The 26,480-nt window shown below is 64.0% G+C and carries 28 protein-coding genes, 4 tRNA genes and 1 pseudogene; 14 read left to right on the plus strand and 19 right to left on the minus strand.

What is annotated here, in order from left to right; translation table 11 throughout:
- A partial coding sequence (locus M3P27_07785; GenBank protein ID MDP9268214.1) for an ABC transporter permease occupies positions 1–1,073 on the minus strand: 1,073 nt, incomplete at its 3' end.
- Between the two features lie 44 nt (positions 1,074–1,117).
- Between M3P27_07785 and M3P27_07790 the strand changes: the two genes are divergently transcribed.
- A complete protein-coding gene (locus M3P27_07790) occupies positions 1,118–1,570 on the plus strand; it encodes a DUF2007 domain-containing protein (protein MDP9268215.1) in 453 nt (150 codons plus the stop codon).
- A gap of 24 nt (positions 1,571–1,594) precedes the next feature.
- Here M3P27_07790 and M3P27_07795 read toward each other — a convergent pair whose 3' ends face one another.
- From M3P27_07795 to M3P27_07825, 7 genes are all read right to left on the minus strand, one after another.
- Entirely contained in the window at positions 1,595–1,981 is a 387-nt protein-coding gene (locus M3P27_07795; GenBank protein MDP9268216.1) for a DUF5684 domain-containing protein, read from the minus strand.
- 122 nt (positions 1,982–2,103) lie between these two features.
- Complete coding sequence (locus M3P27_07800) at positions 2,104–4,887, minus strand: molybdopterin-dependent oxidoreductase (protein ID MDP9268217.1); 2,784 nt, start codon at positions 4,885–4,887, stop codon at positions 2,104–2,106.
- Complete coding sequence (locus M3P27_07805; GenBank protein ID MDP9268218.1) at positions 4,887–5,735, minus strand: FAD binding domain-containing protein; 849 nt, start codon at positions 5,733–5,735, stop codon at positions 4,887–4,889. The genes M3P27_07800 and M3P27_07805 overlap by 1 nt, the downstream gene beginning before the upstream one ends.
- Before the next feature lie 134 nt (positions 5,736–5,869).
- Positions 5,870–6,556 (minus strand): hypothetical protein, encoded by a 687-nt coding sequence (locus M3P27_07810; GenBank protein ID MDP9268219.1) that lies wholly within the window; start codon positions 6,554–6,556, stop codon positions 5,870–5,872.
- A gap of 4 nt (positions 6,557–6,560) precedes the next feature.
- Positions 6,561–7,070, minus strand: coding sequence for a nucleoside deaminase (locus tag M3P27_07815; protein MDP9268220.1), 510 nt, complete (start codon positions 7,068–7,070; stop codon positions 6,561–6,563).
- Between the two features lie 164 nt (positions 7,071–7,234).
- Positions 7,235–7,311 (minus strand) — tRNA-Pro (locus M3P27_07820).
- Between the two features lie 48 nt (positions 7,312–7,359).
- Positions 7,360–7,887 (minus strand): DUF4112 domain-containing protein, encoded by a 528-nt coding sequence (locus M3P27_07825; GenBank protein MDP9268221.1) that lies wholly within the window; start codon positions 7,885–7,887, stop codon positions 7,360–7,362.
- Between the two features lie 140 nt (positions 7,888–8,027).
- On the opposite strand from M3P27_07825, the gene M3P27_07830 reads away from it, so the two are divergent.
- From M3P27_07830 to M3P27_07840, 3 genes are all read left to right on the plus strand, one after another.
- Positions 8,028–8,573: a 2'-5' RNA ligase family protein gene (locus M3P27_07830; protein MDP9268222.1), complete on the plus strand. Its 546-nt coding sequence runs from the start codon at positions 8,028–8,030 to the stop codon at positions 8,571–8,573.
- 272 nt (positions 8,574–8,845) lie between these two features.
- Positions 8,846–10,111 carry a nucleotide sugar dehydrogenase gene (locus M3P27_07835; protein ID MDP9268223.1) on the plus strand — a complete coding sequence of 422 codons (1,266 nt, stop codon included), beginning with the start codon at positions 8,846–8,848 and terminating at the stop codon, positions 10,109–10,111.
- Between the two features lie 186 nt (positions 10,112–10,297).
- Complete coding sequence (locus M3P27_07840) at positions 10,298–11,095, plus strand: serine protease (protein ID MDP9268224.1); 798 nt, start codon at positions 10,298–10,300, stop codon at positions 11,093–11,095.
- 31 nt (positions 11,096–11,126) lie between these two features.
- Here M3P27_07840 and M3P27_07845 read toward each other — a convergent pair.
- Both M3P27_07845 and M3P27_07850 read right to left on the minus strand, forming a co-directional pair.
- Positions 11,127–11,201 (minus strand) — tRNA-His (locus M3P27_07845).
- Between the two features lie 70 nt (positions 11,202–11,271).
- Positions 11,272–12,609 carry a tetratricopeptide repeat protein gene (locus M3P27_07850; protein MDP9268225.1) on the minus strand — a complete coding sequence of 446 codons (1,338 nt, stop codon included), beginning with the start codon at positions 12,607–12,609 and terminating at the stop codon, positions 11,272–11,274.
- 142 nt (positions 12,610–12,751) lie between these two features.
- Here M3P27_07850 and M3P27_07855 point away from each other — a divergent pair, with 142 nt between their 5' ends.
- Together M3P27_07855 and M3P27_07860 are read left to right on the plus strand one after the other, a co-directional pair.
- Positions 12,752–13,729 (plus strand): alpha/beta fold hydrolase, encoded by a 978-nt coding sequence (locus M3P27_07855; protein MDP9268226.1) that lies wholly within the window; start codon positions 12,752–12,754, stop codon positions 13,727–13,729.
- Positions 13,730–13,767: 38 nt separating this feature from the next.
- A tRNA-Val gene (locus tag M3P27_07860) sits at positions 13,768–13,843 on the plus strand.
- Between the two features lie 194 nt (positions 13,844–14,037).
- Here M3P27_07860 and M3P27_07865 read toward each other — a convergent pair.
- The gene (locus M3P27_07865) at positions 14,038–14,475 is read right to left on the minus strand and encodes a hypothetical protein (protein ID MDP9268227.1); all 438 of its coding nucleotides are present in this window, start codon (positions 14,473–14,475) and stop codon (positions 14,038–14,040) included.
- Between the two features lie 77 nt (positions 14,476–14,552).
- Positions 14,553–15,398, minus strand: a pseudogene (locus M3P27_07870) (glycoside hydrolase family 16 protein).
- 217 nt (positions 15,399–15,615) lie between these two features.
- Here M3P27_07870 and M3P27_07875 point away from each other — a divergent pair.
- From M3P27_07875 to M3P27_07885, 3 genes are read left to right on the plus strand one after another with little or no spacing between them, the layout of a single operon-like run.
- Positions 15,616–16,269: a sigma-70 family RNA polymerase sigma factor gene (locus tag M3P27_07875; protein MDP9268228.1), complete on the plus strand. Its 654-nt coding sequence runs from the start codon at positions 15,616–15,618 to the stop codon at positions 16,267–16,269.
- A gap of 34 nt (positions 16,270–16,303) precedes the next feature.
- Positions 16,304–16,858, plus strand: a complete 555-nt coding sequence (locus M3P27_07880; protein ID MDP9268229.1) for a hypothetical protein — start codon at positions 16,304–16,306, stop codon at positions 16,856–16,858.
- Between the two features lie 2 nt (positions 16,859–16,860).
- Positions 16,861–17,613 carry a DUF3106 domain-containing protein gene (locus M3P27_07885; protein ID MDP9268230.1) on the plus strand — a complete coding sequence of 251 codons (753 nt, stop codon included), beginning with the start codon at positions 16,861–16,863 and terminating at the stop codon, positions 17,611–17,613.
- A gap of 31 nt (positions 17,614–17,644) precedes the next feature.
- Here the strand turns inward: M3P27_07885 and M3P27_07890 are convergent, their stop codons facing one another.
- Both M3P27_07890 and M3P27_07895 read right to left on the minus strand, forming a co-directional pair.
- Complete coding sequence (locus tag M3P27_07890) at positions 17,645–18,529, minus strand: transglutaminase-like domain-containing protein (protein ID MDP9268231.1); 885 nt, start codon at positions 18,527–18,529, stop codon at positions 17,645–17,647.
- Positions 18,530–18,677: 148 nt separating this feature from the next.
- Complete coding sequence (locus M3P27_07895; GenBank protein ID MDP9268232.1) at positions 18,678–19,934, minus strand: NAD(P)/FAD-dependent oxidoreductase; 1,257 nt, start codon at positions 19,932–19,934, stop codon at positions 18,678–18,680.
- A gap of 81 nt (positions 19,935–20,015) precedes the next feature.
- On the opposite strand from M3P27_07895, the gene M3P27_07900 reads away from it, so the two are divergent.
- Entirely contained in the window at positions 20,016–20,294 is a 279-nt protein-coding gene (locus M3P27_07900) for a type II toxin-antitoxin system RelE/ParE family toxin (GenBank protein MDP9268233.1), read from the plus strand.
- A gap of 7 nt (positions 20,295–20,301) precedes the next feature.
- Complete coding sequence (locus M3P27_07905; protein MDP9268234.1) at positions 20,302–20,583, plus strand: HigA family addiction module antitoxin; 282 nt, start codon at positions 20,302–20,304, stop codon at positions 20,581–20,583.
- Between the two features lie 5 nt (positions 20,584–20,588).
- Here the strand turns inward: M3P27_07905 and M3P27_07910 are convergent, their stop codons facing one another.
- Positions 20,589–21,521, minus strand: coding sequence for a proline dehydrogenase family protein (locus M3P27_07910; GenBank protein ID MDP9268235.1), 933 nt, complete (start codon positions 21,519–21,521; stop codon positions 20,589–20,591).
- A gap of 153 nt (positions 21,522–21,674) precedes the next feature.
- On the opposite strand from M3P27_07910, the gene M3P27_07915 reads away from it, so the two are divergent.
- Positions 21,675–22,547 (plus strand): PDZ domain-containing protein, encoded by an 873-nt coding sequence (locus M3P27_07915; protein MDP9268236.1) that lies wholly within the window; start codon positions 21,675–21,677, stop codon positions 22,545–22,547.
- Positions 22,548–22,583: 36 nt separating this feature from the next.
- Positions 22,584–22,659 (plus strand) — tRNA-Arg (locus M3P27_07920).
- 49 nt (positions 22,660–22,708) lie between these two features.
- Here the strand turns inward: M3P27_07920 and M3P27_07925 are convergent.
- Positions 22,709–23,335, minus strand: a complete 627-nt coding sequence (locus M3P27_07925; GenBank protein MDP9268237.1) for a hypothetical protein — start codon at positions 23,333–23,335, stop codon at positions 22,709–22,711.
- Positions 23,336–23,835: 500 nt separating this feature from the next.
- On the opposite strand from M3P27_07925, the gene M3P27_07930 reads away from it, so the two are divergent.
- Complete coding sequence (locus tag M3P27_07930) at positions 23,836–24,690, plus strand: response regulator (GenBank protein ID MDP9268238.1); 855 nt, start codon at positions 23,836–23,838, stop codon at positions 24,688–24,690.
- 214 nt (positions 24,691–24,904) lie between these two features.
- Here the strand turns inward: M3P27_07930 and M3P27_07935 are convergent, their stop codons facing one another.
- The 3 genes from M3P27_07935 to M3P27_07945 all read right to left on the minus strand — a co-directional run bounded on the left by M3P27_07935 (position 24,905) and on the right by M3P27_07945 (position 26,377).
- Positions 24,905–25,246 (minus strand): histidine triad nucleotide-binding protein, encoded by a 342-nt coding sequence (locus tag M3P27_07935; protein MDP9268239.1) that lies wholly within the window; start codon positions 25,244–25,246, stop codon positions 24,905–24,907.
- 166 nt (positions 25,247–25,412) lie between these two features.
- Complete coding sequence (locus M3P27_07940; GenBank protein MDP9268240.1) at positions 25,413–26,165, minus strand: septal ring lytic transglycosylase RlpA family protein; 753 nt, start codon at positions 26,163–26,165, stop codon at positions 25,413–25,415.
- Entirely contained in the window at positions 26,162–26,377 is a 216-nt protein-coding gene (locus tag M3P27_07945) for a hypothetical protein (protein ID MDP9268241.1), read from the minus strand. The genes M3P27_07940 and M3P27_07945 overlap by 4 nt, the downstream gene beginning before the upstream one ends.
- Between the last annotated feature and the right edge of the window lie 103 nt (positions 26,378–26,480).

The following is a 26,480-nucleotide window of genomic DNA, read 5'->3' on the forward strand; positions in this document are numbered from 1 at the left end:
CCCTGGACCAAGTCCGACGACAGGTAGCCGAAGGCGATGCCGAAGGCGCCGCCGATGAGCCCGAGGATGACCGCCTCCCCGAGGAATTGCAGCTGCACATCGCTCTCGGTCGCGCCCACGGCGAGCCGGATGCCGATCTCGCGCGTGCGTTGTGTCACCGAGACGAGCATGATGTTCATGATGCCCACGCCGCCGACCACCAGCGACAGCGACGCGACCGCGGCGAGGAACAGCTTCATGGCTTCGCTCGCCGCCAGCTGCGCCTTGATGAGTTCTTCCGGGCTGCGGATATTGAAATCGTCGGGCTCGCCGGCGTGCAGGTGATGGCGTTCGCGCAGCAACGCGATGATGTCTTGCGTGACCGTTGGCATCACGTCGCGTGAATCCGCGGACACAAAGATGTCGTCGAGCCAGAAGGTGCCGGTGATGCGCTTGGTCACCGTGGAGACGGGCATCACGACGAAGTCGTCTTGATCTTGCCCGGTCGCCGAGACGCCCTTGGGGACGAGCACGCCGATGACGCGGCAGGGCAGGTCTTTGATGCGCACCGTTTTGTCGATGGGATCCTCTTCGCTGAACAGGTTGTCGGAGACGGTGGCGCCCAGCACGCATACCGGCGCCGTGGTGGCGACGTCTTCGTCGGTGAAGAAGTTGCCGCTGCGCAGCTGCCAGCGCCGGATCTCGAGGAATGCGGGCGTGACGCCGCGATACTGTGTGCCCCAGTTGGTGTTGCCGTAGATGACCTGGATGCGCCCGTCGACGTTGGGCGACATCATGCGGATGTGCGCGACCTGGTGCGGGATGACATCCGCATCCGCCTGCACCATCGAGCGCGTGCCGCGCGCGCCCGAGCGGACACCGTTCACCCCGCGGCTGCCCGCCTCGATCCAGATGAAGTTGTCGCCCAGGCTCTGCAGCTGGTCTTCCACGCGTGCCGAGCCGGCGTTGCCGATGGCCACCACGCAAATGAAGGCGCCCACGCCCATCGCGATGCCGAGGATGGTGAGAGCGCTGCGCAGCAAGTCGCGCTTGAGTCCGGCAAAGGCCTCGCGCAGCAGGGACCGAAGGTGCATGAAAGCATTTTACGCCGTTCGCGGCACGTACTATGCTGCTGCCCATGCACGAGCAAGGAGAGGATGGGCTGCGCGCGGCCTACGCCACCATGGCCGACGGTGAGCTGTTGCAGCTGGCGCGCGAGAACGAAGAATTGACCGGCGCCGCACAGGCTGCGCTCGCCGCTGAACTCGCGCGCCGTAAACTCGCTGCCCCCGAAGCTGCGACCGGGTTTGACGAGGTGGAGGAGCGTCCACTGGTGGTGGTGGCGAGGTTTCGCGACCTTCCAGACGCGCATCTCGCCAAGGGATTGCTCGATTCCGCCGGCATCGAATGCTACCTGCGCAGTGAAAACATGATCCGGCTCGATTGGTTCGTGTCGAACGCCCTCGGAGGCATCGCGCTGGTCGTGGGCCCGGAGAATGCCGCCGCGGCGAAAGAGATGCTGGAGCAGCCGCCAGAAGAGATTGCTCTCGAAGATGAGGACGACGACCCCGACCCGCCCGCGGGTGCGTGACGGGGTCGACCAATGACTCCCGCGCTAGTCGCTGAACGCCAGGTAGCCCAGCGCGACCAGGTTGACCACCGGGAGCAGCAGCGCCACGGTCAGCCACGGCGACTTGCCGCGCGCTTCGCAGACCGCGATCAGCACGAGGATGTAGACCACGATGTTCACCAGCGGGATGAGCATCAGGATGATCCACCACACCGGTTTCTTTGCTATCTGGAGCAGCAGCACCAGGTTCAGGATGGGCACCCAGGCGAACCACGCGTTCTCGGTGTTCGTCTTGTTGGCGATGGTCTGGATGCAGTAGGCCGCGAAGGCGTAGACCACCAGGAGGCAGAGCAACCACGGAAGAGTGCCTCCGGGCAGCTCCTGCGGGTAGTCCTCCTGCAATCGCAGTAACACGGACGCGAGCATGATCATGGACGCCTCCTTGGCGAGCGACACGTCAACGCAAACGGCAGTTGGTTGGGAGTGACGCGCGCATCTTAGCCGCGCGGGCCTCCGCCGTCAAAAGAAAGAAAGCGAGAACTACGAACTGCGACCTATGGTGCCGTGGTGGCGCCGACGGGAGCGGCAGCGGCGCCGGCCCGGCCGATGCGCTCGGCGGGGATAGTCTGCAACTTCTCGAAGATGCGATGCGGCGCCAGCGGCAGATTGGGGAAGCGGATGCCGGTAGCGGCAGCGACTGCGTTGGCGAGCGCCGGAGCCACCGGATTCCCGGGATTCTCGGCATTCGATTTCGCACCCAGCGGACCCACGACGTCATAGGTGTCGGCAAAGAACATCTCGGTGCGCGGAATGTCGGCAAAAGCAGGGATGCGAGAGTTGCGAAAGGTCGGATTCATCACGCGGCCATCCTCGCCCATCACCATGCGCTCGATGAGCGCGAAGCCGATGCCCATCGCCACCCCGCCCTCCACCTGGCCGCGGAATTGCATCGGGTTGAGCACCGTGCCCACGTCGGCTGCGTGCACGCTATGCAGGATGGCGATCTCCCCCGTCACGCGATGCACTGCCACCCGGAAGCCATGGACGTTGAAGGCCACCGTCCGCGGCGAGCCGTACGCCTTGCGCAGCACGCTGAACTCGCGCTCCTGCTTGAGTCCGGAGGCATGGACCTCGGCGAGCGGTATCCGCCGGTCGCCGCAGACGACCTCGCCATCGCCCAGGCGGCAGTCTTTGGCCGCAGGACCCTTACTGGCATACTCCTTCTTCGCAAACTCAACCATGCGATCGCGCAACACCTCACACGCCATGCGCACCGCGTTGGCGGCGACCATGGTTCCGGTGCTGCCGAACGTCCCAGTATCGTATGGGGTGAGATCGGTGTCCCCGATGTCGGTGCGGATCCGCGCCGCGCGGCAGCCCAGCACGCTAGAAGCGATCTGGCGGTGCACCGTCACCAGGCCGTTGCCGAACTCCGGTGAGCCCACGGCGAGGTGATAATCGCCATTGGGCAGCAGCGTGACGTTGGCTGCCGAGCGGTGTTCGGTAGGCGGCACGCAATCGAGCATGGAGATTGCGGTGCCCGTGCCTTCCAGCCACTCATCCCCGGCGGGTTTCGGAAGGCCGCGTCCGCTGGCCAGAGCCTTTTCCACGAGGTCGACGCATTGATCGAGGCCGTAGCTGCCGAACTCGACGTCGGAAGCCTCACTCCAGATGGATTCCAGCTTGTCGCCAGGCCGCACCATGTTCTTGCGGCGGAACTCGGTGGGCGGCACGCCGAGCTGGCGCGCGAGCTCATCGATAGCCGACTCGATGGCGAAATTGGTCTGTGAACTGCCGTATCCGCGGAACGCGCCTCCGGGCACGGTGTTGGTGTACACGGCGTAGCCGTCACCCTTTTTATTCGCGCAGCGATAGATGCCGATAGGCCCGCCGAGCGAGTTGGCCAGGGTCTCGCCGCCGTGGTTGCCATAGGCGCCGGTGTTCGAGACCACGCGCATCTGCATAGCCGTGAGCGTGCCATCGCGCTTTCCGCCGAGCTTGACCTGGATGGTCATGGGATGCTTCGTGCTCGCGCCGATGAACTCTTCCTCGCGCGTGAACTCCCACATCACCGGACGTCCGGTCTTGAGCGTGCCCAGCACGCAGAGGTCTTCGCTCAGCAGTTCCTGCTTGCCGCCGAAGCCGCCGCCCACGCGCTCGCAGAACACGTGCAGATTCGAGGGCAGGATGTCGAACAGGTAGCAAAGTTTTTGCTTGGTGATGAAGGGGGCTTGTGAGCTGGTGCGCACGTGGATGCGGCCATCTTCGCCGTGCCAGGCCACCGAGCCATGCGTCTCCATGTGGGTGTGTTGCACCCGCTGGGTGGTGTAGGTGAGTTCGTGGACAGCGTCCGCTTCCTTGAAGCCCTGTTCCACGCTACCGATCTCACCGTGCAAGTCGAGGAACACATTCTGTTTGGGTCCGAGGATGCGAGACGCGACGCCCTTATCGTGCAGCAGCGGTGCGCCCGGCTTCATCGCCTGCTCCGGATCGAAGACGGGAGTAAGCAATTCGTAATCCACCTGGAGCAGCCGGCATGCGGCTTCGGCGATGCCTTCGGTCTCGGCGACCACGGCGGCAACGCGTTGTCCGATGAAGCGGACGACGTCGTCGAGCATGTAGGTATCGTCGGGATCGACGTGATAATCCTCGTGCAGGGCAGAGGTGTAGAGCCGGCGGGGAACGTCCTCCCAGGTGAACACGGCGAGCACGCCGGGCAGCGCTTCAGCCTGCTTGCGATCGATGCCGCGGATGCGCGCGTGCGCGTGCGGCGAACGCAGCACCTTCAAGTGCGCCATGCCGGGCATGGTCACGTCCATGGTGTAGCGCGCTTGCCCGGTGACGATGGACTCCGCGAAGGGATTGTTCAGGCTTGCGCCCAGGGTCTTTCCGGCGACATCCTGCTCAGCCGCGCCAACGCCATGGATGGCGTCGTCGATGGCGTGGTATCCGGTGCAGCGGCAGAGGTTTCCCTTGAGGCGGCGCGGCAGATCCTGCTTGGCTTCTTCGTCGAACGTCGAAGCCGTCACGATCATGCCGGCGGTGCAGAAACCGCACTGGAAGCCTTGCGCGGCGATGAAGGCGCGCTGCATGGGATGAAGCTCGCCCTCGTGTGCCAGTCCTTCGATGGTCGTGACCTCATGTCCCTCGGCGCGGAACGCCGGGACCAGGCAGCTGTGCATCGGAGTGCCATCGACCAGCACGGTGCAGGCGCCGCAATCGCCGGCGTCGCAACCTTTCTTCACCCCGAAGAAGCCGAGGTCGCGCACGAACGTCCGCAGGCATTGTCCGGCGGAAGGCTTCTCGGAAAACTGTTTTCCATTGATCTTGTAAGCCATCAGCGTGCTCCCTTGGACCCCTTCGATCCCTTGGATAGAAGTTCGGTCCGGATCTGCTCCGCGTAGTAGTAGGTGAGGTGCCGCCGATACGCCGGCGAGCCGTGGGGATCGTCGAGATAAAGCTCAACGGGGATCTTCGCGTCGATGGCCGCCCGCAACTGTTCGGCCGAGGGCGCGCTCGCGAAGGTGAACTGGATGGGCAGCAGAGTCGCCGCCGTCACGGTGAGGATGACCGTGCCGGTCCGCGGACATGCGGTCCCGATGAGCAGCGCTGTGGAGCGGCCGAGATGGGTCAGCGAAAGACGGCGGAAGGCGAAGTCTTTGGTGAGCGCATCTGCGGGGAGTGCGATGCTGCGCAGCAATTCGCCGGGCGCCAGCACGTTGGCGTTGTTGCCGGTAATAAAGTCGATGGCGGCGACCTGGCGGGCGGCGCCGCTGCGCGGCCACAACGTGTAAACCCCTTCGAGCGCAGTCATCAGCGACGTCATCGGGCCGGCGGGCAGCGACATGCAGATGTTGCCGCCGACCGTGGCCGCGTTCCAGATCTTGAATGAGGCCAGCAGCGAGCGGCAGCACAGGCTGAAGAGTGGAGCCGCGCGCCATTCCGGCGGCGCGGCAAAGGTATCCAAGTCCACGATGCGGCAAGTGGCCGCGACCTCGAGTCCGGCTGAGGAAGCTTGCAGCGCCGGCCAGCCAAGTTTTTCAAGGTCGATGAGCGTGTGCGTCTCGACTTGCGGCTCGGAGAAGAGCCACGTGCCGCCTGCGAGCCACGCGTATCCCGGCTGCCACTCGACGATCTCTTTGGCAGAGGCCGGCCGCTTCACTTCGGTGATGGTATTCAGGTTCATTGCTTTCTCCTATTTCGCCGCCACTCCATCCAGCCGGCCCCGAAAAGGGACCGGGATGACCTGATCGAACATCGAACTATCGCGAGCTTGTAAGTGCCAACCGCCCGGACTTGCCAGGACGCAGGCGGAGAGCGTTAGCCGGTGACGAAGCGGAAGAGCAGCGCCAGCCCAACCAGCAGAAGCACGACCAACACGGCGCCGCCCAAACTGATCGCCGTGCCGTGTGGGCCCTTGGCTTTGAACCATGGCGCCAGGGCCTTGCTCAACGGCGGCACTACCACCCATTGCAGGATGGCGATGCTCAGCGCGTTGCCGATCAGCATGGCTACTGCCATCCCAAACCTGGAAATATGCGGGGTCACGAAGATGGCCAGGAGCATCACCGTAGGATAGAGCCCGAGCAGGACGGTGAGCGCCATCTTCCATCCCGGAGGCGGCGCGTCTTCTGTTCCGCCCACCAGCCCGGCGAACCACGGCCCGAATCCGCTGTTGAGCGTCTTCAGGCGGTAGTCCGCTACCTCTTGAGGAAGTTTGGCCGTCCAGGTGGCGCGCTCGGGCGAACGGAGCCAGCCCTCGAGCGACGCGGGAGTGTCGAACTGCAACACGACAACCCACTCGAGCTTGGGCGCGGCCGGAGGATAGACGTCGGTCGAGCGATATCCGGGGAAGGCTTCGGTCACCGCGGTGACGTCGCGCTGCCAGGCCATGAAACTCTCCACGCTTCCGGCGGGAACGCGGTGCACGATGACCGAGCAGGCGCGCGCGTCGCGGACCTCCATATTGGGCCGGTTCACAAGCGGCTTGGCTGGCGTAGATGCCATCGATCTAGTAAGGGACCTTGTCTGCCTTGGCGTTGTATTTCTTCCACACCTCGACCGCCTCTTCGCGCAGGATGTCCGTCATCTTGATGCTGCGCTTCTCGACCGGCAGCGCGAGTTCCTTGTAGATGAAGGAGTCGTCGAAGTTGCCATACTTGAGGGCGTCGGCCACGGTAGCGGCGTAATAGATGTCCTTGAGGCCTGCCCAGTACGAGGTCGCCAGACACATCGGGCACGGCTCGCCGGCAGTGTAGAGCGTGCAGTCGGTCAGCTTGAAACTTTGCAGGGTGATGCAGGCGAGGCGAATGGCTTCCATCTCGGCATGCCAGGTGGGATCGTGGCTGGCCACCACGCGGTTCATTCCTTCCGCGACGATCTTGCCGTCCTTAACGACCACGGCGCCAAAAACGCCGCCGGTCGAATACTCGAGCGCGGCCTTGGCCGACAGCTCGATGGCACGACGAATGAATTTTTCGTGGACGGCGTTCGATACGGGCGGTGCCGTTGCGGTGGACATGTTTTCTCCAGTTCGGCTGGGTCTGAGCGGAATACCCGGCGGTTAGTTGGTCCTTTGGGGGGGGTTATGTGCGCGGGCGAGCATAACACCTGACCCAGCCTTTTTGGAAACCTTCAAGCCATAGTCATCGGACGCGTGAGCGTTCGAGATGGTTGAGAAAACATTGGTCGGGGCGACAGGATTCGAACCTGTGACCCCCTGCGCCCAAGGCAGGTGCGCTACCAGGCTGCGCTACGCCCCGACTGTCATCCATTCTAACTTGGCAGGCGTCTTTATCCGTGCGCCGTCCTTATCCACGCAGCAGCCGCACGATCCAGAACAGCACGACGAAGGGCAGCAGGGCGAGGCCGAGCAGCACCAGTCCGATGAGCAGCAGGAAGAGCCAATCGCGCCAGGTCTGGCGATGGCGTATCTCGGCGTCCCGCTGCAGCAGCCGCATGTTCATGCGGTTCGCTTTCCAAGCCAGATCGAACAGATCGCCAACCAGTGGCATGGCGCCCACGATGGTATCCACCGCGACGTTCGCCACCATGCGCGCCAGGGTGACTTGCGGCAACCCGCGCTGCCACGCCGCAAAGATGATGATGAACGACGCGAGGCTGCTCAGCATGTCGCCGACGGCGGGAATGAGTCCGATGATGGCGTCCAGGCCGAAGCGCAGGTTGGTGCCGGGGATGCGAAAGGCATCATCGAGCAGCGCGGCAAGATGTTCGAGGTTCTCGTCGGTGAGCGTGTCGCTGCCCGCGCGCCGCACGCGCCCGCCAGGAGGTGAGGAAGGCGGAAGTATCTCCGGTTCGATGTCGACGCGCTGCGGCATGGTGTCTTAGATGCTACGCCGGAACCCGGAGAGACGATGCACTACGGGCTTTGGAGTGTGATCCGGACGGTGATTCGGACTGTGATCAGCTGTCGAATCCGGAATCTGATGCCGACTCTGATCCAGACTATAATCCGCGGATGCCGCAGTACGCGGTCGTTGCTTACGTTCGAGACCCGGTCGGCCACTTCCTCGAGGAGCTGCGGCGCGAGGTCTATCCCCAGTACCCGCATCTGCCGGCGCACCTCACCATACTTCCGCCGCGCCAGTTGCTGGCCGGTGAACCGGCCGCGGTTGCAGCGCTGCAAGCGCTCGGCCGCGGGATCGAGCCCTTTGAGGTAACGCTCGGCGCGGTGGCAAGCTTCGCGCCGGTCACGCCGACCGTCTTTCTCGAGATCGCCCACGGCGCTCATCGTATGCGCGAGTTGCACGACCTCCTGAGCCTGCCCCTCTTCCAGCAGGATGAGCCATGGCCTTACGAGCCGCACCTCACGGTGGTGAAGGTGGGGACGCTGCCCGAGGCGGAGAGGGCTTTTGCCGACGCGCTCGCGCGCTGGGCGCACTACCATGGCCCGCGCCGCCTGCTGGTCGAGCAATTGACCTTTGTCCGCGAAGGCGCCGACAGCTGCTGGGTCGACGTCGCGCCGGTGCGGCTGGGCAGGAAGGAGTTAGGGGTTAGTAGTTAGGAGGTTAGCGGTCCAACTCCTATCTCCTAACTCCTAGCTACTAACTACTTCCGCCTGGTACATGTCCTTCCGCACATTCGACCCAGCACCTTCCTCATCTTGTTGACCTGCCGCGGCGAGCGTAAAACCTCATCAGTCATTCACGCCACTGTCGTCCACCTAGACGTCCACCTAGACGTCCAGCTCGACGTTCAGCTCAGAGACACCCAGCCGCCCTCCGCCGTACCTGTATCGGGCCGCATGGGACGCGGAACATCCGCGTGAGGAATGCAATGCACATCGGAATCTACGGCTCCGGATATCTCGGCACGGTGATCGCCGCCTGCCTGGCCGATTTCGGCATCCCGGTCACCATCTATGACGAGCACGCAGCACTCTCCACCGCCCCCTGCGGCGAGGTCCCATACCACGAGAAGAACCTGAAGGACATGATGCGGCGCAACCTGCGCGCCGGGCGGCTGGTCTACTCTTCCAACCTCGAGACTTTCGCGCAACGCGCGCAGGTCATTTTCCTTGCCGAAGACGCCGCCCACCATCTTGACGACGCGGCGCTCGACCTGGCGCGGCTCTCCGGTCCGGAGACGCTGCTCGTGGTGGTGTCGCCGGTCGCGGTCGGGACCACGCGCCGCATCGAGACGCGCTTGCAAGCCGCCGGACTGAAGACGGCGATGGTCGCGCATCCCCTCTTCCTTACGTCGGGGTGCGCGGTCGAAGACTTCAATTGGCCGGACCGCATCCTGCTCGGCACCGCGTCGAACAGCGCGGTGAACGTGATGAAGCACCTCTATCGTCCGCTGGCGATGCGCGGCGTGCCCGTGATCGTCACCAGCTTCGAGACGGCGGAACTGGTGCGCGAAGCGGCCACGGCGTTCGTCGCGACCAAGATCTCGTTCATCAACGAGATCTCGAGCTTGTGCGAGCACGTCAACGCGGACGCGGTCGACCTGGCGCTCGCGCTCGGCCTCGACAAGCGCATCGCGCCGCGCTGCCTGCAGCCCGGCGCCGCGCTCGGCGGACAGTTCGTCGAAGGGGACCTCGACGCGCTCACCGAGCTGGCCGGCTCGGCCGGCGTCTCGCTGAAGGTCCTGAGCGCAGCGCGCGAGGTCAATCGCACGCTGGCTGACAACGTGGTGGCGAAGATGTCCACCGCGCTGCGGCAGTTGAAGGGAAAAGAAGTCGGCATCCTTGGCCTCGCGTTCAAGCCGCACACCAACTCGGTGGCGTCGTCATCGTCCATCCAGCTGGCGAAGCGGCTGCTGGCGACGGGCGCGCACGTGCGCGCGTACGATCCGGTCGCCATCCCCGACGCCAAGATGGAGTTGAACGGCTCGGTGCGGTATTGCGAATCCGCATACGCCGCGGCCGAGGGCGTGGACGCCCTCGTCCTCTCCACCGGATGGCCCGAGTTCCGCGCGCTCGATTACGACCGCATCAAGCGCCTGCAACGCACACCCGTCCTGGTCGATACCAAGAACCTGCTCGACGCCACGCGGATGCGCGGCATGGGCTTCCAGTACGTGGGCGTCGGCCGCGGATAGTAAAACTCTTCCTAACCCTGTACCCTCCCCTGCGCGGGCGAACCTGCCCGCGCGTTTTTTTGTCATTTCTTGTCGGCTCGAGTGCAAGAATCCTGCAACCAGCCGTTCTATCGGGGAAGGACATATATGAGAATTCGAGCACTCGGGTGGTTCCTACTTGCGTGCATCTTTGGTACAAATCGAGGTATGGCGCAAGAAAGCTCAACGGACTTCAAGACCCCGTTGGCCACAACGTGGACATTGGATGCGGCTGCTCCTCAACAGAAGACCGCCATCAAGAGTGTCCTGCTAATTGCTTGCTCCGCCACAGGGTTGAAGGGCACAGGTTTTCTGGTTAGATCTGGCGTCATCGTAACCAACCATCATGTAGTCGCTGGTTGCGCAGCAGGACAGGTTGTCGGGATCACGTCGAGTGGTGTCAGAGTAACGTTCTCGGGAATGGTGACAGATGCCGATGTGGATCTTGCCGCCTTAAAGCCCTCGGTACCATTGAAGGGCGGGCTCACCCTCGGCACCGACCGACATCCAAAGCTGGGTACCACGGTCTCTACCTGGGGGTACCCACTAATCTTCAATGGGCCTGCCCCATTGCTGAGCGTTGGTTACGTCGCTGGGTACAGTGAAGACGAGTCGAATGGAAAGAGAGTCAAGCACATCGTCGTAAATGGTGCGTTTAACCCTGGCAACTCGGGTGGGCCACTATTGACCGAGCATGATGGGCGCGTCGTGGGCGTTGTCGTCGCCAAGTTCCACTTGTACCCGAGGATTGTGAAGGATGCGATTGAGGTTCTGGCGAAAAATCCCTCCGGCGTGGTCTATACGGCGACCGACGCGAATGGTCAGCCGAAAAATCTATCAGAAGCCCAAGTCGTAGCAATCGTACTAGAGCAGTTCTACAAGACAACTCAAGTAATGATTGGTGAGGCAATCTCCGTCTCTGAGCTGCGGCGCTTTTTGGAAGCTAACAAAGCACAGCTACGCTGAAGACAGGACAGGAGATTCAGGGAAGGGAAATTGGGGCGGATAGTGGGATTCGAACCCACGACAGCCGGTGCCACAGACCGGTGTTCTACCACTGAACTATATCCGCCACATTGGTTGCGCACGTGTGGCTGCAACCTCATTTTACATGACTGCGCCCACCTGGCCCGCGCGCTGAGCTACCTCGGCTTGAGTGCTCGTTTTTGCTCCTGCGGGGTCACCGTCACACTGCCGCCGCCGGCTTCCACGATGTTCTCGCGGTCATAGATGCGGTTCGGCTCGATCGGTTTCGTCCCGGCCATCTCGCGCGCGCCGCGCACCGGGTCGCGCGGCGCGTAGGACCACTGGAACATCCCGATCTCGATGGAGAAGTAAAACTCCTGCCCCGCCTGCGCCACCAGCGTGTAGTTCTGCATGTGATCGCCGGCGAGGTAGTGCGAGCCGACGGGCACGCGGATGGTGAAGTGCCGTCCGTTGCCCATCTTGGCAACCGGACGCCCATCGACCGTAAGGTTGAACGTTCCAGCGCCGCCCAAGTACCGGCTCGGACGATAGATGTGGAGCAACGCTGTTCCGGTGGCGGGCTGCGGCGGCGGCGTATTGATGTTCACGTTCACCGTGGCATTCACCGTGATGGTGACCATGTGCTCGTACGCTTCGCGATACTTCGCATTCCCGGGATCGCTGGTGTAAGCGACGCGGTAGAAGTCGAGCGCTTCCTGGTCCTTCTTCTTCTTCTCCATCAGCCCGCCCATGCCGTAGTTGGCGGGCGGATTCTTGCTGTCGAGCGCGAGCAGCGAGCGGTAGTTCGTCTCCGCGCCCGAAAGATCGCCTTTACGCTCGAAGGCACGGGCTATCCCGAGGCGCGCCGATTGCAGGTTGGGATCGAGTGACTGCGCCTGGGTGAATTCGGTCATCGCGCCGTTGGCATCGCCTTGCTCGAGCATCGCGTCGCCGATGGCCACGTGCGTGACCGGATCGTTGGGATCGAGCTGCTTGGCCTTGGCCAGTTCGGCGAGCGCGCCGGTGTACTCCTTGCGCTGCGCCAGCGCCATCCCCATGCCGCGATGCGCCACCGCGTTGTTGGGATCGCGGGCGAGCGCCTGTCCCAACTCCGGCACGGCCGCCTCGCCGCGGCCTTGCTGCACCAGCGCGGTGCCCAGGCCCGCGTGCGCGGCGGCGCTATTGGGATCGAGGGCGATGGCGGCGCGGTAATCCTGCTCCGCCTGTGCCCAGCGCTGCGCCTTCAGGCTTGCTTGCGCCCGGGGGAGGACGCGCTTTTGTCCGGCAATGCGCACCGCGTCCCCGAGTTTCCCGCTCTCATCGCGCAGCTCGAGGTTGCGCAGATAGCTCTGGTCGGGATCGAAGTCGAGCCCACGCTGCTCGACCAGCGTCGCCACGCGCGCGGGACTCACGCCGCCGGAGAGCAGCTTATCGATGTCTGCCTGAGCAAGTGGCGAGGTCGCCTGCGCCGCGGCCAGCGCCGCGAGAGTCGCCAGAGATACCGCTAAGGCCACGAGAGAAAAAAGACGTTTGCGCATAGGAATGGGCTGGCAGGAATCATACCGCCGTTCATTCCGGAGGGCGAGCGGGGAAATGTAAATCACGTTTGTCTAGAATCCCAGTGGCCTATGACCCCAGTTGTTAGAATCGAGGTGGATGTCCTCCGGAAAATCCACCTTCGTCCCCCGCCGCTTCCTCGCGACCGGCCACCTGCAGACGCTGGCGGGCAACTACCTGCCGCGTCCGCACCTGCTGCCCGCGCCGGAGAAGCGCCTGTTCCAGGTCGAGCCCGAGGTCCAGGTGCTGTGCCACTGCCACTGGCAGCCGGACCGCGCCCACGCTTTCACCGTGATCGTGGTCCACGGACTCGAGGGCTCGAGCGAATCGCAATACATGTATGGCGTCGGCTCGAAGGCGTGGACGGAAGGCATGAACGTGGTCCGCATGAACATGCGGACATGCGGCGGCACCGAGGCACTTTCGCCCACGCTCTATCACAACGGACTGGGAGCGGATGTAGGCGCGGTGGTGGAAGAACTGATCCGCACCGAGAAGCTCGAGCGCGTAGCGATGGTCGGCTACTCGATGGGCGGCAACCTCGTGCTCTATCGCGCCGGAACGTGGGGCAAAGACGCCCCGCCGCAACTCAAGGCCGTGGCCACCGTCTCGCCTTCGATGGACCTGGCCGCCTCCGCCGATGCGCTCAGCGAAGCGCAGAACCTCCCTTACCAGTGGCATTTCGTGCGCCGGTTGAAGCAGCGCTTCCACCGCAAAGCGGCGCTGCATCCTGAGAGGTACGACGCCACCCGCACTCGGGGTGTGCGCACCATCCGCGAGTTCGACGACCAGATCACCGCACCCTACTCCGGCTTCGGCGATGCCGACGAATACTACCAGCGCTGTTCCTCGGCCCAGTACCTCGACCGTGTCGCCATACCCACGCTGATCCTGCACGCGCTCGACGATCCGTTCATCCGCGTGTCGGCGGAGACGCGCGCCCTCGCCCTCGCCAACCCCAACATCACCTACATCGAGAGCGAGCATGGCGGACACTGCGCCTTTCTCGCCGACCCGAATGGTTACGACGGGCGCTGGGCCGAGCGCGAGATCGTCGCGTTCTTGGCGCAGTTTTAGTCTGCTGGTAGAATCAACCCTCCGCCGTTAAGTCAAGTGGGCGCTTAACTCAGTCGGTAGAGTGCCATCCTCACACGGTGGAAGTCATAGGTTCGAGTCCTATAGCGCCCACCATTCTTCTTCTTGATCTTTGCTGATGAGGTCCTTCGCCCGCCGCTGGAGCGCAGCGCCGCTTGCTGTATCTAGTGATCGCGCTCACCTCGTTGCGCAAGCCGGCTCGGCTGCCGAACGGCTCTCCCGAACCGGACCTTCTCCCGGATGAAGCTTCATGAATCGCGGTCACCCCCTTTGGATCGGGAGAGGACGGTTCAGCGGAACGCGGCCGCGACCTGCGGACGCAGCAGATACCATCCGAAGAATGCCAGCACCACGAAGCGCAGCGCCACGATCCCCATCCAGACCGGGCTCAACTGCCCTTGCAGGGTGACGAGCAGCAAGACCACCGCGATGAGCGATGCGGCGATCACAGCCAGAGTCGCCATGCGCCCCCACGGACGGAGTCGCCATAGTCCGATGGCGAGCGCAAGCGTCATTGCGGCTCCAAGCGCCGCGATCCACGGCATGCCGTTGCCCACGCTTCTGCTGAGGGCCGGCCCCGGACTGCCGGCGCTGATCGCTTCCATGATGCGCGCGGGCGACGCAGGATCGCGGAAGGCGAACGCGGCGATCACCGCCCCCACGGCCGTGTTAAGGAAAAAGAGTAACGACAGCAGGGTGACACCCAACGGCCTTTGTGATGTGTTCATGCGGCGGATTGTAGTCCTGCGAGGCGGGGCCCCGGTAACCTATAGCGCCCACCATCTCCCTCTCAACGAGCGCGGTACACCCGCACGTAGTCGACGGCCATGGTCTGCGGAAAAACCGTAGAGTCGTCAGGAGCGCCCGGCCAATCGCCGCCTACCGCCAGGTTCAGCAGTAGAAAGAAGGGATGGTCGTACACCCAGCGCGTTCCGGCCGGAAGGTCGGCGGGCGTGCGCGTCTCGTAAAGATCGCCATCCACGTAAAACCGTATCGCGTTCGGCTGCCATTCGGCGGCGAACACGTGGAAGGCATCGCTGAAACGACCGGAGGGCAGGGTATGAACGCCGGTCAGCGCCCGGTTGCCGGAGTAGCCTGGTCCGTGCAAGCTTCCGTGAACCTTCGCTGGCTCAGAACCGATATTTTCCATGATGTCGATCTCGCCGCACCCCGGCCAGCCCGCCGCGCCGATGTCTTGCCCCAGCATCCAGAACGCCGGCCACACGCCTTGTCCCGCCGGGACCTTGATCCTCGCTTCGAAGCGCCCGTAGGTCTGGGTGAATAGGCCCAAGGTCTTTAACCGCGCCGAGGTGTAGCCGCGGGTCACGCCATCGGGTCCGGTGTACGGTTCCTTGAGCGCGGTGATGACGAGATTCCCGTTCTCCTGATGCACGTTCCGGGATCTGGCGGTGTAGTACTCCAGTTCCTGGTTTCCCCACCCATTCCCGCCGGTCTCGAGCACCCACTTTGCCGGGTCGGGGGCAGAGCCGTCGCTGCCGGTGAATTCGTCGCTCCACGTCAACACCCAGGCGCTCGCGCCTGCGGCGGCGGGCGTGGCAGGCGGCGTCGCCGGCAACCAGGGACGCGCGGCATGCAGCAGGAACAGGACCGCAAGGAGAGACGCGCGCAGCGGCTTGTGCTGCTCTGCCATGGGCTGCTTTAACATGGACTCGATTCTAGGCTAGTCCTCCGCCGCGGCTTCATCGCTCCTGCGCCGGGGGTGTAAAATCGGGCCTTCTACCATGCCTTCCCACCGTCCTGACAGCCGCGAGAATGGCCGCGAAAACCGCTCTCCGGCGGTTGCGCCGGAGGCTGCTGCTGACCCGCAACTTTCGCGGGCGCAAGGGGTTTCTACCGATGTGAGCGGCATGGATGCTAGCAGCATCGCGATCCGCGCGGGTGTGGTCAGCGCCGGCAGCCGGGCGGGCACACGTCCGCTCGCGCCCATGGCGTATGCCGAGCTCGATGACGCCGCCGTCATGCTGCGGGTACAGGCGGGAGACGATGCCGCCTTCGATCACCTGGTAGGGAAGTTCCGGCGGCCGATCATCAGCTTCATGTATCGCATGGCGCGAAACCAGGGGGTGGCGGAAGAGCTGGCACAAGAGACTTTCCTGCGCGTCTATCGCTCGCGGCAAACGTACGCGGCGGAAGCGAAGTTCTCGACCTGGCTGTATCGCATCGCGACGAATCTCGCGGTGAATCACGCGCGCGATTCCCGCAACGAGAAAGCCGGCGTCAGCCTCGACGAGCCCGACCAGGAGACCGGCCAGACGCTCGATCTCGCCGACGCCCGGCCCACCGTGGAGCAGGATATCCTGCGCCGCGAACGCTGGGCGGCTATCCGGCGGCACGTGGAAGAGCTGCCCGAACGGCAGCGCCTGGCCGTGGTGATGCACAAGTATCAGGAATTGGATTACCGCGAGATCGCCCGCGTGCTCAAGCTGAGCGAGTCGGCGACGAAGTCACTTCTCTTTCGCGCCTACGAGACGCTGCGCGAGAAGTTGAAAGAGTTCCTCTGAGTCTCAGGGTTATAGAACGTAAGGGATACAGACTATGAAGTGCGAACAGATACAGGAACAGATGCTCGACCTGGCGGCCCGCTCCGGTAGCGAGGGCGCGAGGGCGGAGCCGGCCGCGGAGCAAGCCCAGCACCTTGCCGCTTGCGGCGCGTGCGCGGCGAAGCTTGCCGAGTTGCGCTCGACCATGGCGTTGCTCGATGGCTGGCACGCGCCCGAGCCCTCGCCGTATTTCGATGCGCGGCTGCGTGCCCGAATGCGCGAGGAAGCGCAGAATGAAGCGCCGCGCGGTTTCATGGGCTTGCTGAAGCCGGGCTGGTTCAAGACCCCCGCCGTGCTGCGTCCGCTCGCTGCGGCGGCTTTGACGCTCATCGTCGCCGCCGGCATCGGGTTCTATGATTTCACCGGCAACCCGGATGGCGGGATGGGGCCTGCGCCCACGCCCCAGGCTATCTCCAGCGCGCAAGCTGCGCCGCCCGAAGGTTCGGCGGTGGCTGACCTGCAAGCGCTGGACAAGAATGCCGACGTGCTTGCAGACTTCGACCTGCTCGACGACCTGGCCGCCAGCCAGCAGAGTGCGGTGCAACGGTAAGCATGCGCTTCCTCAAGTCCATCACGGTGTGCGCGACCACGGTGCGCGCGGCCATGGGATGCGCGCTGCTGTGCGCGATGATGCTTGCGCTCGGGACCTTCGCCGGCGCGCAGGCGCCGCCGGCAGGTGGAGGCGAGCAGCAGCAGCAGTCCGACCAAAACCGCCAACAGCGTCGCCAACGCATGCGCGAGCAAGGCGACGTGGAAGGCGGCCGGCACAGCCGTCAACACCAGGGCGGGCACGCCGGCGACTGGCTGCGCCGCTACGGACGCATGTCTCCGCAACAACAGAATCAGGCGCTGGCCAGCGATCCGCAGTTCCAGCAACTGCCGCCCGAGCGCCAGCAGCGGCTGCGCGACCGGTTGCAGCAGTTCAATAGTCTGCCGCCGGAGCGTCGCCAGCAGATCATGGAGCGCATGGAAGTGTTCGAGCACCTTGCGCCCGAGCAAAAAGAAAAGCTACGGCAGTACAGCCAGCAGTTCCGCCAAATGCCGGAAGAACGCCGCCGCATGATGCATCGCGCGCTCAAGAGCCTGCGCGAGATGCCGCCAGACGAGCGCGCGCGCGCGCTCGCCTCGCCGCGCTTCAGCCAGAACTTTTCCGCGCCAGAGATCGAGATCCTGCGCGGGATGTCGGCGTTCCAGCCGCCGTCGTTTGGTGAACACGACCGTCGCGACGAAGGCCGCGGAGAGTATCGCCAACGGGAAGAGCAGCAGCAGCAGCAACAGCAGAACAAACCGCCGCGCGGAGAGTAAACGCCGGAGAGTAAACGCCGGAGAGTAAAAGTCAGTTCATCTGCGCGTTCTGCCGCCGGATAGCCAGCGCCGTCTGCCGTATCTCATCGGCATCCGAAGCCTCGGGCGCCATCTTCAGGTAGTCATCGAAATCAGCGAGCGCGCCGCGCGTCTGTCCCAGATTGAAGCGCAGCACCGCGCGCTGCTTCACGTCCTCCGCCGAGCGTGGATAGATGGCCAGCACCAGGTCCACCACCGGCAGCGCGCGCCGCAGGTCGCGTCGCGAAAGATAGATGGTCTTCAGGTTGGAGAGCATGCGCACCAGGATCTGGCGCCGCGTGATGGCGACGAGCATCTCGGGAGCGAGCCGCATGCCGCCGCCATAGATCTGGTCAAGCCGCTCCTGGCAATCTTCCGGCGTGAGCAGTTGTCCCTGGTGAAAGGGATCGAGCACCAACTGGCGGCCCTCAGCGTTGTAATGCTTGAGCAGGAAGTGGCCGGGCATGCCGATGCCGAAGAGGGGAAAGCCGACGCGGCGCGCGACCTCCATATAAAGCAGCGCGAGGGTGATGGGGATGCCTAGCTTGCGATCGAGCACATCGTTCACGAACGAGTTGCGCGGATCGTAGTAGTCGTCGATGTTGCCGCGAAAACCTTCTTCCTCGAACAGGACTTCATTGAGCGCACCGATGGTCACGTCTTCGTCAGCCTCGACGCCGTCCGCGCGATCTTCGGCGATCTTCGCGGCTGCGCGCGCGGCGAGCGCGTCCACCTTGGCGATGTAGGGCTTGACCTCGAGCGCGGGGTATTCGAGGCGCGCGATGGCCAGCGCGGCGCACAGCAGGTCGATCTTGTCGTCCTCGACCTGCTGGCCCACGAGCGCGGCGAAGTATTCGGCGATGGCGGCGTGGCTGCGCACGCCATCATTATCGTCCATCCGCGAGACCCAGGAAACCCAGACAGGAGGAAGGGAGGAGGCGAGGAAAAACCGAGGCTAAAAGAACAAAACAGAACACAAAACAGAAAATACGAACTTCCTCCTGTCCTCCCCTCCCCCTGTTGTGGTTTGACTTGCGACGTGTGACCTACTTCGGGTCGGTGATAAGGCGCGCGGCTTTCTGGAAGGTCACGTAGCTCCATGCCCACTCCGTCATCACCATCGCGCGATTGCGGAAGCCGATGAGGGAGAAGAGATGGATGACCAGCCACGCCACCCATGCGACGATGCCGGAGATGTGCACTTTGCCGAATTCGGCGACGGCGGCGGCGCGTCCGATGGTAGCCAGGCTCCCCTTGTCCACGTACTCAAAGTCGCGTCGCGGCTTGTGCTCGAGATCGCGGATGATGTTCTTCGCCGTCCACCTTCCCATCTGGATGGCGGCCGGCGCCACGCCCGGCACGGGATGTCCGTCCGCTCGCTTGATCGACGCCAGGTCACCGATCACGAAGACGTCGGGATGTCCGGGGAGCGAGAGGTCAGGACCGACCACCACGCGTCCGCAGTGGTCGGTGGGCACGCCCAGCAGTTTTCCCAACGGCGAAGCTTGTACGCCCGCGGCCCAGAGCACCACCGCCGCCGGCAGGCGTTCTTCGTCCTTCCCGATGAATACGGCGTCGGCTTCTACGCGGGTGACCTGCGCGCCCGTCCGCACCTCGACGCCGAGCGCGCGCAACTGTTCTTCCGCGCTGCGCGATAGGTCCTCGGGATAACTGGGCAGCACGTGCGGCCCGCCTTCGAGCAGCAGGATGCGCGCCTTCGAGGGATCGATGCGGCGGAAGTCGCGGGCCAGCGATTTGCCCGCTACCTCGGCGAGCGCGCCCGCCAGTTCCACCCCGGTCGGGCCGGCGCCGATGATCACAAAGTTCAGCGGCCCCTGCGCGCCGGCGACATCCGCCTCGAGCTCCGCCTTCTCGAATGCGGTGAGGATGCGGCGACGCATCTCCAGCGCGTCTTCCAGCGTCTTGAGCCCGGGCGCGAACTTCTCCCAATCGTCGTGCCCGAAGTAAGAGTGCCGCGCACCCGCGGCAATGATGAGGTAGTCATAGGGATGCTCGCCGCCGGTGAGCGTGACTTGTTTGCGCGCAAGGTCGAAGCCGGTGACCGCTGCCATCAGGACCTCGGCATTCTTCTGGTGGCGCAGGATCTCGCGGATGGGCTTGGCGATGTCCCCGGGCGAGAGCCCCGCGGTCGCGACCTGGTAGAGCAGAGGTTGGAAGCTGTGATGGTTCTTGCGGTCGATGAGCGTGACGGCGACGGGCGCGTTGCGCAGCGCCTGCGCGGCGTAGAGCCCGCCAAAGCCGCCTCCGACGATGACGACGCGAGGAGAAGACTCGGTTTGCATCGCTAGCAGTGTAAACACCCTTGGCTCAATCTCGTCTTTGTCGTTGACGAGTTCCGTATAGTGATGCTATACACTATACGGATGATCCGGAGCTTCCGCCATCAGGGTGTGGAGCAGTTCTTTCGTACCGGTTCGAGGCGCGGCATCCGGCCGCAACACGCCGAGAAGCTGCGGAAGCAGCTGTTTGCGCTCGACAATGCGAAGCGTCCGCAGGATATGAACGCATCCGGATGGCGACTGCGTCCGCTGCGGGGAAATCTGCATGGCCACTGGCCGGTCGACGTGAGCGGGAACTGGCGGCTGACCTTCGCCTTCGAAGGGGAAGATGCCGTGCTGGTGGACTATCAGGATTACCACTGAGGTGTTTATGCGAATGTTCGATCCACCCCATCCCGGCGAGGTGCTGCGCGAGTATCTCGGCGAAGTGACCGTCACGCGCGCGGCACGGCATTTGCGGGTCACACGCGCGGCTTTGTCGCGCATCTTGAACGGCAGCACGGGGATATCTGCCGAGATGGCGTTGCGACTGGCGGATGCGCTTGGCACCACACCCGAGCTGTGGGCTGGCATGCAGGCGCAGTACGACCTGTGCATCGCCTCCAGAAAACGCCGCAAGAAGGTCGCCCGGCTGCGTGCGACTGCGGCGTAGCCTGCCTAGTCTCGGAAGATATTCTTCGCGACGAAGAAGACGTTCGCGGGACGCTCCGCCAATCGCCGCATGAAGTACGGATACCACTCGCTGCCGAACGGTATATACACCCGCATCCGCCAGCCTTCGCGCACCAGTTGCTGTTGCAGGTCGCGGCGGATGCCGTAGAGCATCTGGAATTCGAACGCCTCGGGCGCGATCTTCTCCGCGTGCGCGAACTCTTTGGTCGCGGCGATCATCTTCTCGTCGTGCGTGGCGATGCCGTGGTAGACGCCGCTCTTGAGCAGCAGCTTCATCAGCTTCACGTAGTTCGCGTCCACCTCGGACTTTTTCTGGAACGCGATCCCGGCCGGCTCTCGGTACGCGCCCTTGCATAGCCGAATGCGTGTGCGCTCGGCCAGCAGGCCTTCCACATCTTTCTCGCTGCGATGCAGATAGGCCTGGATGACCGCGCCGACCGCGCTGGTTTTCGGATCGTGGCCTGCGGTCTCGGCATGCAGCCGGTGGACGAAGTCGAGCGTGCGCTGCGTGTAGGGCGAGCCTTCCATGTCCACGCGGACGAAATTCTTTACGCGCGCGGCGTGCGCGACCAGTTCGGTCGCGATGCCGTAAGCGAGCTGCTCGTCGACGTCGAGTCCCATGTGGGTGAGCTTCATGCTCACGTTGGCGTCGAGCTTCTGCTCGGTGATGCGGTCGAGCAGCTCGTGGTAGAGCGCGGCTGAATGCTTGGCTTCCTCGGCGTTGGTGACGTTCTCGCCCAGGTTGTCCACCGAGACGGACATGCCCAGCTGGTTGACCGCGCGCGCGGCGCGCAGCACGTCGTCCACCTGCATGCCGGCGACGAACCGGGCGGACATCCGGCGTCCGAGGGCAGATTTCTCCGCCATGCGCCGCAGCGCCTTGCTTTCGGAAAGCCCGATGAAGAGCGCTCTCAGCAACGCGCGCTCCGGCCGGCGATGCGACCGGCGACGCCGGAATGACGATGGGCAGGGCTGAGCATAGGCGACTGTCTTTTGTATCAGATTTTCGCGGCGTAGCGCTCGGCACCGCCCTGCGGCGATAATGGCAGCATGACTTGGATGAGGATGAGGATGAGTACGAGGTCCGTGCAGGCAGCCTTCGCGGCCACTGCCTTGATCATCGCTGGTGCGATGGCCGTGCTGTGTGCGCCGCTCGCGAGCGCGCAGCAGCCGCCGGAGTTCGTGATCGGCGTGGACTTCGTGAATCCCAAGCCGGAGTGTCCGGTCTTCATCGGCCACGTCACCCCGAAGAGCCCGGCGGAGAAAGCAGGGCTCAAGGCCGGCGACGTTATCGCCGCTATCGACGGCGTACCCATCGCGACGTTGGCCGACATGAGCAAGGTTCAATCCGACAAGCTCAAGCCGGTGCGCATCGAGGTGGCACGCGCCGACGGCAAGCACTCTTACGATGTCGGCCGCGAGCCCTTCGCCGACGTGCTTACCCGGGAAGGACGCAAGCTTGTCCAAGGTGGTTACGTGGTCCCCGCCGACATGACCGAACCGGAGATCAAGCGATTGGTGGAGTTCGACCCTGCGCGCATCGCGGGTCGCGTCTTCCTTGCCTCGCACTACCCCGCCGACCCGGCGCTCTACTATCCGGGTCTTGAAGTCCTGCTGCTGCAGCTGCCGGCGGAGGTCATCGTCGCCGGGATGGAGGATGGCCCCGCCACGCACGCCGGCGTCCACTGGGGCGACGTGGTCCTCGCCGTCAATGGCAAGGATGTCAAAGGCCTCTCCGCCGAAGAGCTGGAGAAACGCTTCTCCAGCGCCACGCCGGCGAAGATGCGCCTGCGCGTCCGGCGGCTCGACCAGGAGCGCGAGTTCGAGTTCCCACTGTGGAGGGCTGCGGACGTCCTGAAAGTGAACCAGAAGCAGCTCGTCCAGGGACAAGTGATGCCCGCCGGCGTCGCCGAGAAAGACCAGCACTGCTTCCTCAGAGAATAAGAAAATAAAAGAAGACGCACCTTACAATAGTCAAACGCGCCCGTAGCTCAATGGATAGAGCACGGGATTTCTAATCCCGTGGTTGCAGGTTCGAGTCCTGCCGGGCGCGCCACTGCTTGCCGGCGTGCGCCACAGTCCTGCCGGGCGCCGCCACTACTTTCCTACGACGACCGTTGGTGTTCTTTCTTGTGTTGCGCGGAGAGTTGGACGAGCGCGTTCTCCACCAGCTTCAGCCCCACGTTCCAGCGCCGCCGAGCTTCATCTTCGTCGTCGCCGTAGCCGGAGAGATAGAAAGTGAAGTAGTACCCGGCGTCGGAGTCTCGCTCGCCGCCGCCGGCGTTGGCCTCGGCATCACTCTCACGGTGGTAGTAGCAGCGGCGCACGATGAACTCCGCTGCCGCCGATATCTCCGGCGCGCGCTGCAGCAGCTTGGCCAGGCGTTCGGCGAACGCCTCATGCTCCTCGAACTGGAAGCGCGCCTCGCGCCGGGTGAAGATCAGGTCGATGTAGGAGCCGAACTTCCATGCCGCGCCGTAGATCTGCTCTGCTTCGGCGAGTTCGTTCGCTATCCAGGTATCGCACTTCGCCGTCTCCAGCAGCGAGACACTCGAATTCACCGTGACCAGGAACTCGCCCAGTTCGCGGTTATCGTGCGCCTCACGCACCTCGAGCAGCAGCTCCGGACGGCGCTTCAAGTCGTAATAGCGCTGCGTGCCGTCCGCAGACGCCCACGGCAGCTCGAGCGCGTCGTCCTCGGGGCCGAGTTCGACCAGGAAGTCGGATCGCATCCCCCTCATCAGAGCATGAACCTTGGCGGGACGGCGAGTCTTTTTCTGCGGCTATCCCACCTTAATGCTCTCCCGTCTTCTGCTGCCCTCCCCCCGGCTGGGCAGCCGCCGCAGGCTCGAGCGCCCCTATTCTTGTGCCTCTTCATGCTTGTGCTTCCCAGCCTGCCCGGATGGGACATTGGACATCCGGGGGTGGCCGCGCCACATCCCAAACAATTAGGACTTGCGCCGCTGGCCCGTCCCGTTTAAGATTTCGTTGTCCTCCTGAAATGGCCGCACACTCTGGTGCGAGCTTGCGTACCGTGCGCTCTCAGTTCAGGCGCCAACGGACGAACCAGGCAGTTCAGCTTCCAGCCGGCCAGTACCACCCACGTCCAGCCCGGCGTGTACTTGGCGGGAGCAGCAGCAAAGAGACTCAGGACTTTCAGCCAGAACTTTTGCGGGGCGCCCGGCGCCAAGCCGGCTGCGCCCAGCCAAAAAGCAGGGAATAGTACAACCACATGAATCAAGGACAGAACCAGCCTCCGCATGGCGGAGGCGGCGGGCGCAGGCGCCGCCGGCGGCATGGCGGCAAGCAGCATAACCGCGGCGCGAATGGCGGCCAGCCTATGGACGGCGGCCAACCGATGGGTGGTGGCCAGCCCGGGGGCGGCGGTGGCCAGCACCAAGGTGGTCAGGGCGCCCAACCCCGTGGCGGCGGCCAGCCGGGTGGCGGAGGCGGTGGACGCAACCGCCGCAATCGCAGCCGGCGCGGCGGCGGCGGCCAGCCGGCATTCGTCGGACCCATGGACCACAGCTATCGCCAGAATCAGGGCGAGGGCAACGGTAACTCGAACTCCCGCCCGCAGGGCCGCTACAGCAACCAGTCCAACCGTCCCCAACAGTTCTTCAACGCGCCCGCGATCGACCCGCTCCCGCTGCGCGAAGACGCCACCACCCGCATCTACGCCTTCATCGAAGATCTGTTCTTCGTGACCAAGATGCAAGACACCGCGCGCAAGCTCAACGTGAAACTCGAGTTCGTGAAGACGGTGGAGGAGCTGCTCGAGAAAGTGGAGCAGCGCGCCGGGGAAGCGCCCTCGCTCATCGTCTTCGACCTGAACAATGTCAATGCCAAGCCGCTACAGTCGATCCCGAAGCTGCGCGCGAAGTTCAAGCGCGGTACCTCCATCGTGGGATTCGTCTCGCACGTGCAGGGCGACTTGAAGCTCAAGGCGCAGGAAGCAGGATGCGATAGCGTGATGCCACGCTCCGCCTTCTCGCAGCACCTGCCGCAGATACTCCGCCGGCACGGCGCGCCCGACGATCTCGATGAACCTCAATCGCAGTTCGGCCTGGGCTCGGGCACTCAGTAGTAGTACCCAGTACTCGGTGCCCAGTACCCAGAAGGCCGGCGTCGCTGCTGGGCCTTTTGCTTTTTTGGTTAAAGACGAAAGACAAAGAACCAACGACCGCCCCCTGCGGCCTTTAACCTTCCGATCACGAGATCACTCGATCCACCGATCTCCCGATTCCTTCTTGGTTCTTTGTCTGCCGACCTTCTGGGTACTGGGTACCGGGTACTGAGTACTAGCCCGGCGGCCACCGCAGCGCTCTTCCACCCAGTAGATGCAGGTGGAGATGGAAGACGCTCTGTCCCGCGCCCGGACCCACGTTGTACACGGTGCGATATCCCTGCTCGATGCCGCGTTCGCGCGCGAGCTTCGCCGCGGTGAGCTGGCAGTAGCCGAGGATCTCGGCATCTTCCGGCTTCGCTTCCTTCAATCCGACCATGTGTTGCTTGGGGACGATGAGCAGGTGCGTGGGCGCTTGCGGATTGATGTCTTCGAAGGCAAAGACGCGCTCGTCTTCGTAGACCTTCTTGGCGGGGATCTGGCCGGCGACGATCTTGCAGAACAGGCAATCAGCCATAGCGCCGATTCTAAACCTGGAGATCAAACCCAAACAGGAGGAAGGGAGGAAGGGAGGATAAAGAGGAGAAGAGGAGAAAGAAAACGGAAAGAAGAAAACGGAAAGAAGAAAACGGAAAGAACCTCCTCCTATCCTCCCCTCCTCCTGTTTTGGTTTGACCTGAGGTTCAGTCCATGCGCACGAGCCACACCGGCGCGGAGGTATGCGTAGCGTCTGCCACCTCTTCCGCCTGGTGTTTGTCATCCTGCGGCACGCGGACGCGCACCCACTCACCCGTCGGTCCGCTGAACTGTATGACCTTCGCCGAAGCGTAACGGCGCATCAGCTTCTGCTTGAGCTCGGTCGCTGTGTCGGCATCGTCGAAGGCGCCGATCTGCACGCACCAGCGCCCACCGCTGCGGATATCCGCCGGCGCCTCGAGCACGTCGAGCCGCACCAGCGCGACGCCCGGACGCCACACGTCGATAGCTTTCGCGGCGGCGAGGGAGAGGTCGATCACGCGGCCGGTGATGAACGGTCCGCGATCGTTGATGCGCACGATGGTCGAAGCGCCGGTCGCGACGTTGGTCACCCGCACCAGTGAGCCGAAGGGAAGCGTGCGATGGGCCGCGGTGGGCTGCTGCATGTCGTAGATCTCGCCGTTCGCCGCTTTGCGGTTGTGATACGGCGGCCCGTACCAGCTGGCGATTCCGGTCTCGCTGTAGAGGATCTTGCCGTGGGGCTGATCGTCGTCACTGCGCGGCGAAGGTTTCGGCGCGGGGCGTGAACCCGTGGCGATGGTCGGAGGCGGCGTGGGAATGTGTCGCGCGGAGGAGTTGCGTTTCTTTCCGCCACAACCCGTCAGCAAGATGAGGACAAGCGCGAGCGCGAAGAGCAGGGCCGGGAGCCGCGGGGGCCGTAAACGAAAGACGTTCCTCACCCGCGCTTCTGCTTTTCCATGTAGTCGGCGAGCTTGGCCAGTTTCTTCGCGGCGACGCGAAGCGCCTCGGTCGAGCCCTTGCGCACCTTGGGGACGACCTCGTCGTTCACGTACTCCACCGCCTCGGCGAGCTCCTTCTGGATGCGTTCGGCGGCGGTATCGAACGCGGCATCCACTTTGCGGCCCGCGCTCTCGAAGCGTTTGTCGGTCATGATCCACCTTCTTTTAGACGAAGAGCCAGGCGAGTCGGATTATGCTCCGCCCGCTCGCGGCTGGCAACCACTCGGAACCTGCTGTGCAAACCGGCCCCACCGC

The organism is Acidobacteriota bacterium (genome assembly GCA_030774055.1).
Taxonomy (GTDB): domain Bacteria; phylum Acidobacteriota; class Terriglobia; order Terriglobales; family Acidobacteriaceae; genus JACPNR01.

What these genes read in the sequence shown, in the direction of transcription:
- M3P27_07790 (MDP9268215.1), top strand. Translation starts at nt 1,118, where the DNA reads ATGCACGAGCAAGGAGAGGATGGGCTGCGCGCGGCCTACGCCACCATG.
- M3P27_07795 (MDP9268216.1), bottom strand. Translation starts at nt 1,981, where the DNA reads ATGATCATGCTCGCGTCCGTGTTACTGCGATTGCAGGAGGACTACCCG.
- M3P27_07800 (MDP9268217.1), bottom strand. Translation starts at nt 4,887, where the DNA reads ATGGCTTACAAGATCAATGGAAAACAGTTTTCCGAGAAGCCTTCCGCC.
- M3P27_07805 (MDP9268218.1), bottom strand. Translation starts at nt 5,735, where the DNA reads ATGAACCTGAATACCATCACCGAAGTGAAGCGGCCGGCCTCTGCCAAA.
- M3P27_07810 (MDP9268219.1), bottom strand. Translation starts at nt 6,556, where the DNA reads ATGGCATCTACGCCAGCCAAGCCGCTTGTGAACCGGCCCAATATGGAG.
- M3P27_07815 (MDP9268220.1), bottom strand. Translation starts at nt 7,070, where the DNA reads ATGTCCACCGCAACGGCACCGCCCGTATCGAACGCCGTCCACGAAAAA.
- M3P27_07825 (MDP9268221.1), bottom strand. Translation starts at nt 7,887, where the DNA reads ATGCCGCAGCGCGTCGACATCGAACCGGAGATACTTCCGCCTTCCTCA.
- M3P27_07830 (MDP9268222.1), top strand. Translation starts at nt 8,028, where the DNA reads ATGCCGCAGTACGCGGTCGTTGCTTACGTTCGAGACCCGGTCGGCCAC.
- M3P27_07835 (MDP9268223.1), top strand. Translation starts at nt 8,846, where the DNA reads ATGCACATCGGAATCTACGGCTCCGGATATCTCGGCACGGTGATCGCC.
- M3P27_07840 (MDP9268224.1), top strand. Translation starts at nt 10,298, where the DNA reads ATGGCGCAAGAAAGCTCAACGGACTTCAAGACCCCGTTGGCCACAACG.
- M3P27_07855 (MDP9268226.1), top strand. Translation starts at nt 12,752, where the DNA reads ATGTCCTCCGGAAAATCCACCTTCGTCCCCCGCCGCTTCCTCGCGACC.
- M3P27_07865 (MDP9268227.1), bottom strand. Translation starts at nt 14,475, where the DNA reads ATGAACACATCACAAAGGCCGTTGGGTGTCACCCTGCTGTCGTTACTC.
- M3P27_07875 (MDP9268228.1), top strand. Translation starts at nt 15,616, where the DNA reads ATGGATGCTAGCAGCATCGCGATCCGCGCGGGTGTGGTCAGCGCCGGC.
- M3P27_07880 (MDP9268229.1), top strand. Translation starts at nt 16,304, where the DNA reads ATGAAGTGCGAACAGATACAGGAACAGATGCTCGACCTGGCGGCCCGC.
- M3P27_07885 (MDP9268230.1), top strand. Translation starts at nt 16,861, where the DNA reads ATGCGCTTCCTCAAGTCCATCACGGTGTGCGCGACCACGGTGCGCGCG.
- M3P27_07890 (MDP9268231.1), bottom strand. Translation starts at nt 18,529, where the DNA reads ATGGACGATAATGATGGCGTGCGCAGCCACGCCGCCATCGCCGAATAC.
- M3P27_07895 (MDP9268232.1), bottom strand. Translation starts at nt 19,934, where the DNA reads ATGCAAACCGAGTCTTCTCCTCGCGTCGTCATCGTCGGAGGCGGCTTT.
- M3P27_07900 (MDP9268233.1), top strand. Translation starts at nt 20,016, where the DNA reads ATGATCCGGAGCTTCCGCCATCAGGGTGTGGAGCAGTTCTTTCGTACC.
- M3P27_07905 (MDP9268234.1), top strand. Translation starts at nt 20,302, where the DNA reads ATGCGAATGTTCGATCCACCCCATCCCGGCGAGGTGCTGCGCGAGTAT.
- M3P27_07915 (MDP9268236.1), top strand. Translation starts at nt 21,675, where the DNA reads ATGAGTACGAGGTCCGTGCAGGCAGCCTTCGCGGCCACTGCCTTGATC.
- M3P27_07925 (MDP9268237.1), bottom strand. Translation starts at nt 23,335, where the DNA reads ATGCGATCCGACTTCCTGGTCGAACTCGGCCCCGAGGACGACGCGCTC.
- M3P27_07930 (MDP9268238.1), top strand. Translation starts at nt 23,836, where the DNA reads ATGAATCAAGGACAGAACCAGCCTCCGCATGGCGGAGGCGGCGGGCGC.
- M3P27_07935 (MDP9268239.1), bottom strand. Translation starts at nt 25,246, where the DNA reads ATGGCTGATTGCCTGTTCTGCAAGATCGTCGCCGGCCAGATCCCCGCC.
- M3P27_07945 (MDP9268241.1), bottom strand. Translation starts at nt 26,377, where the DNA reads ATGACCGACAAACGCTTCGAGAGCGCGGGCCGCAAAGTGGATGCCGCG.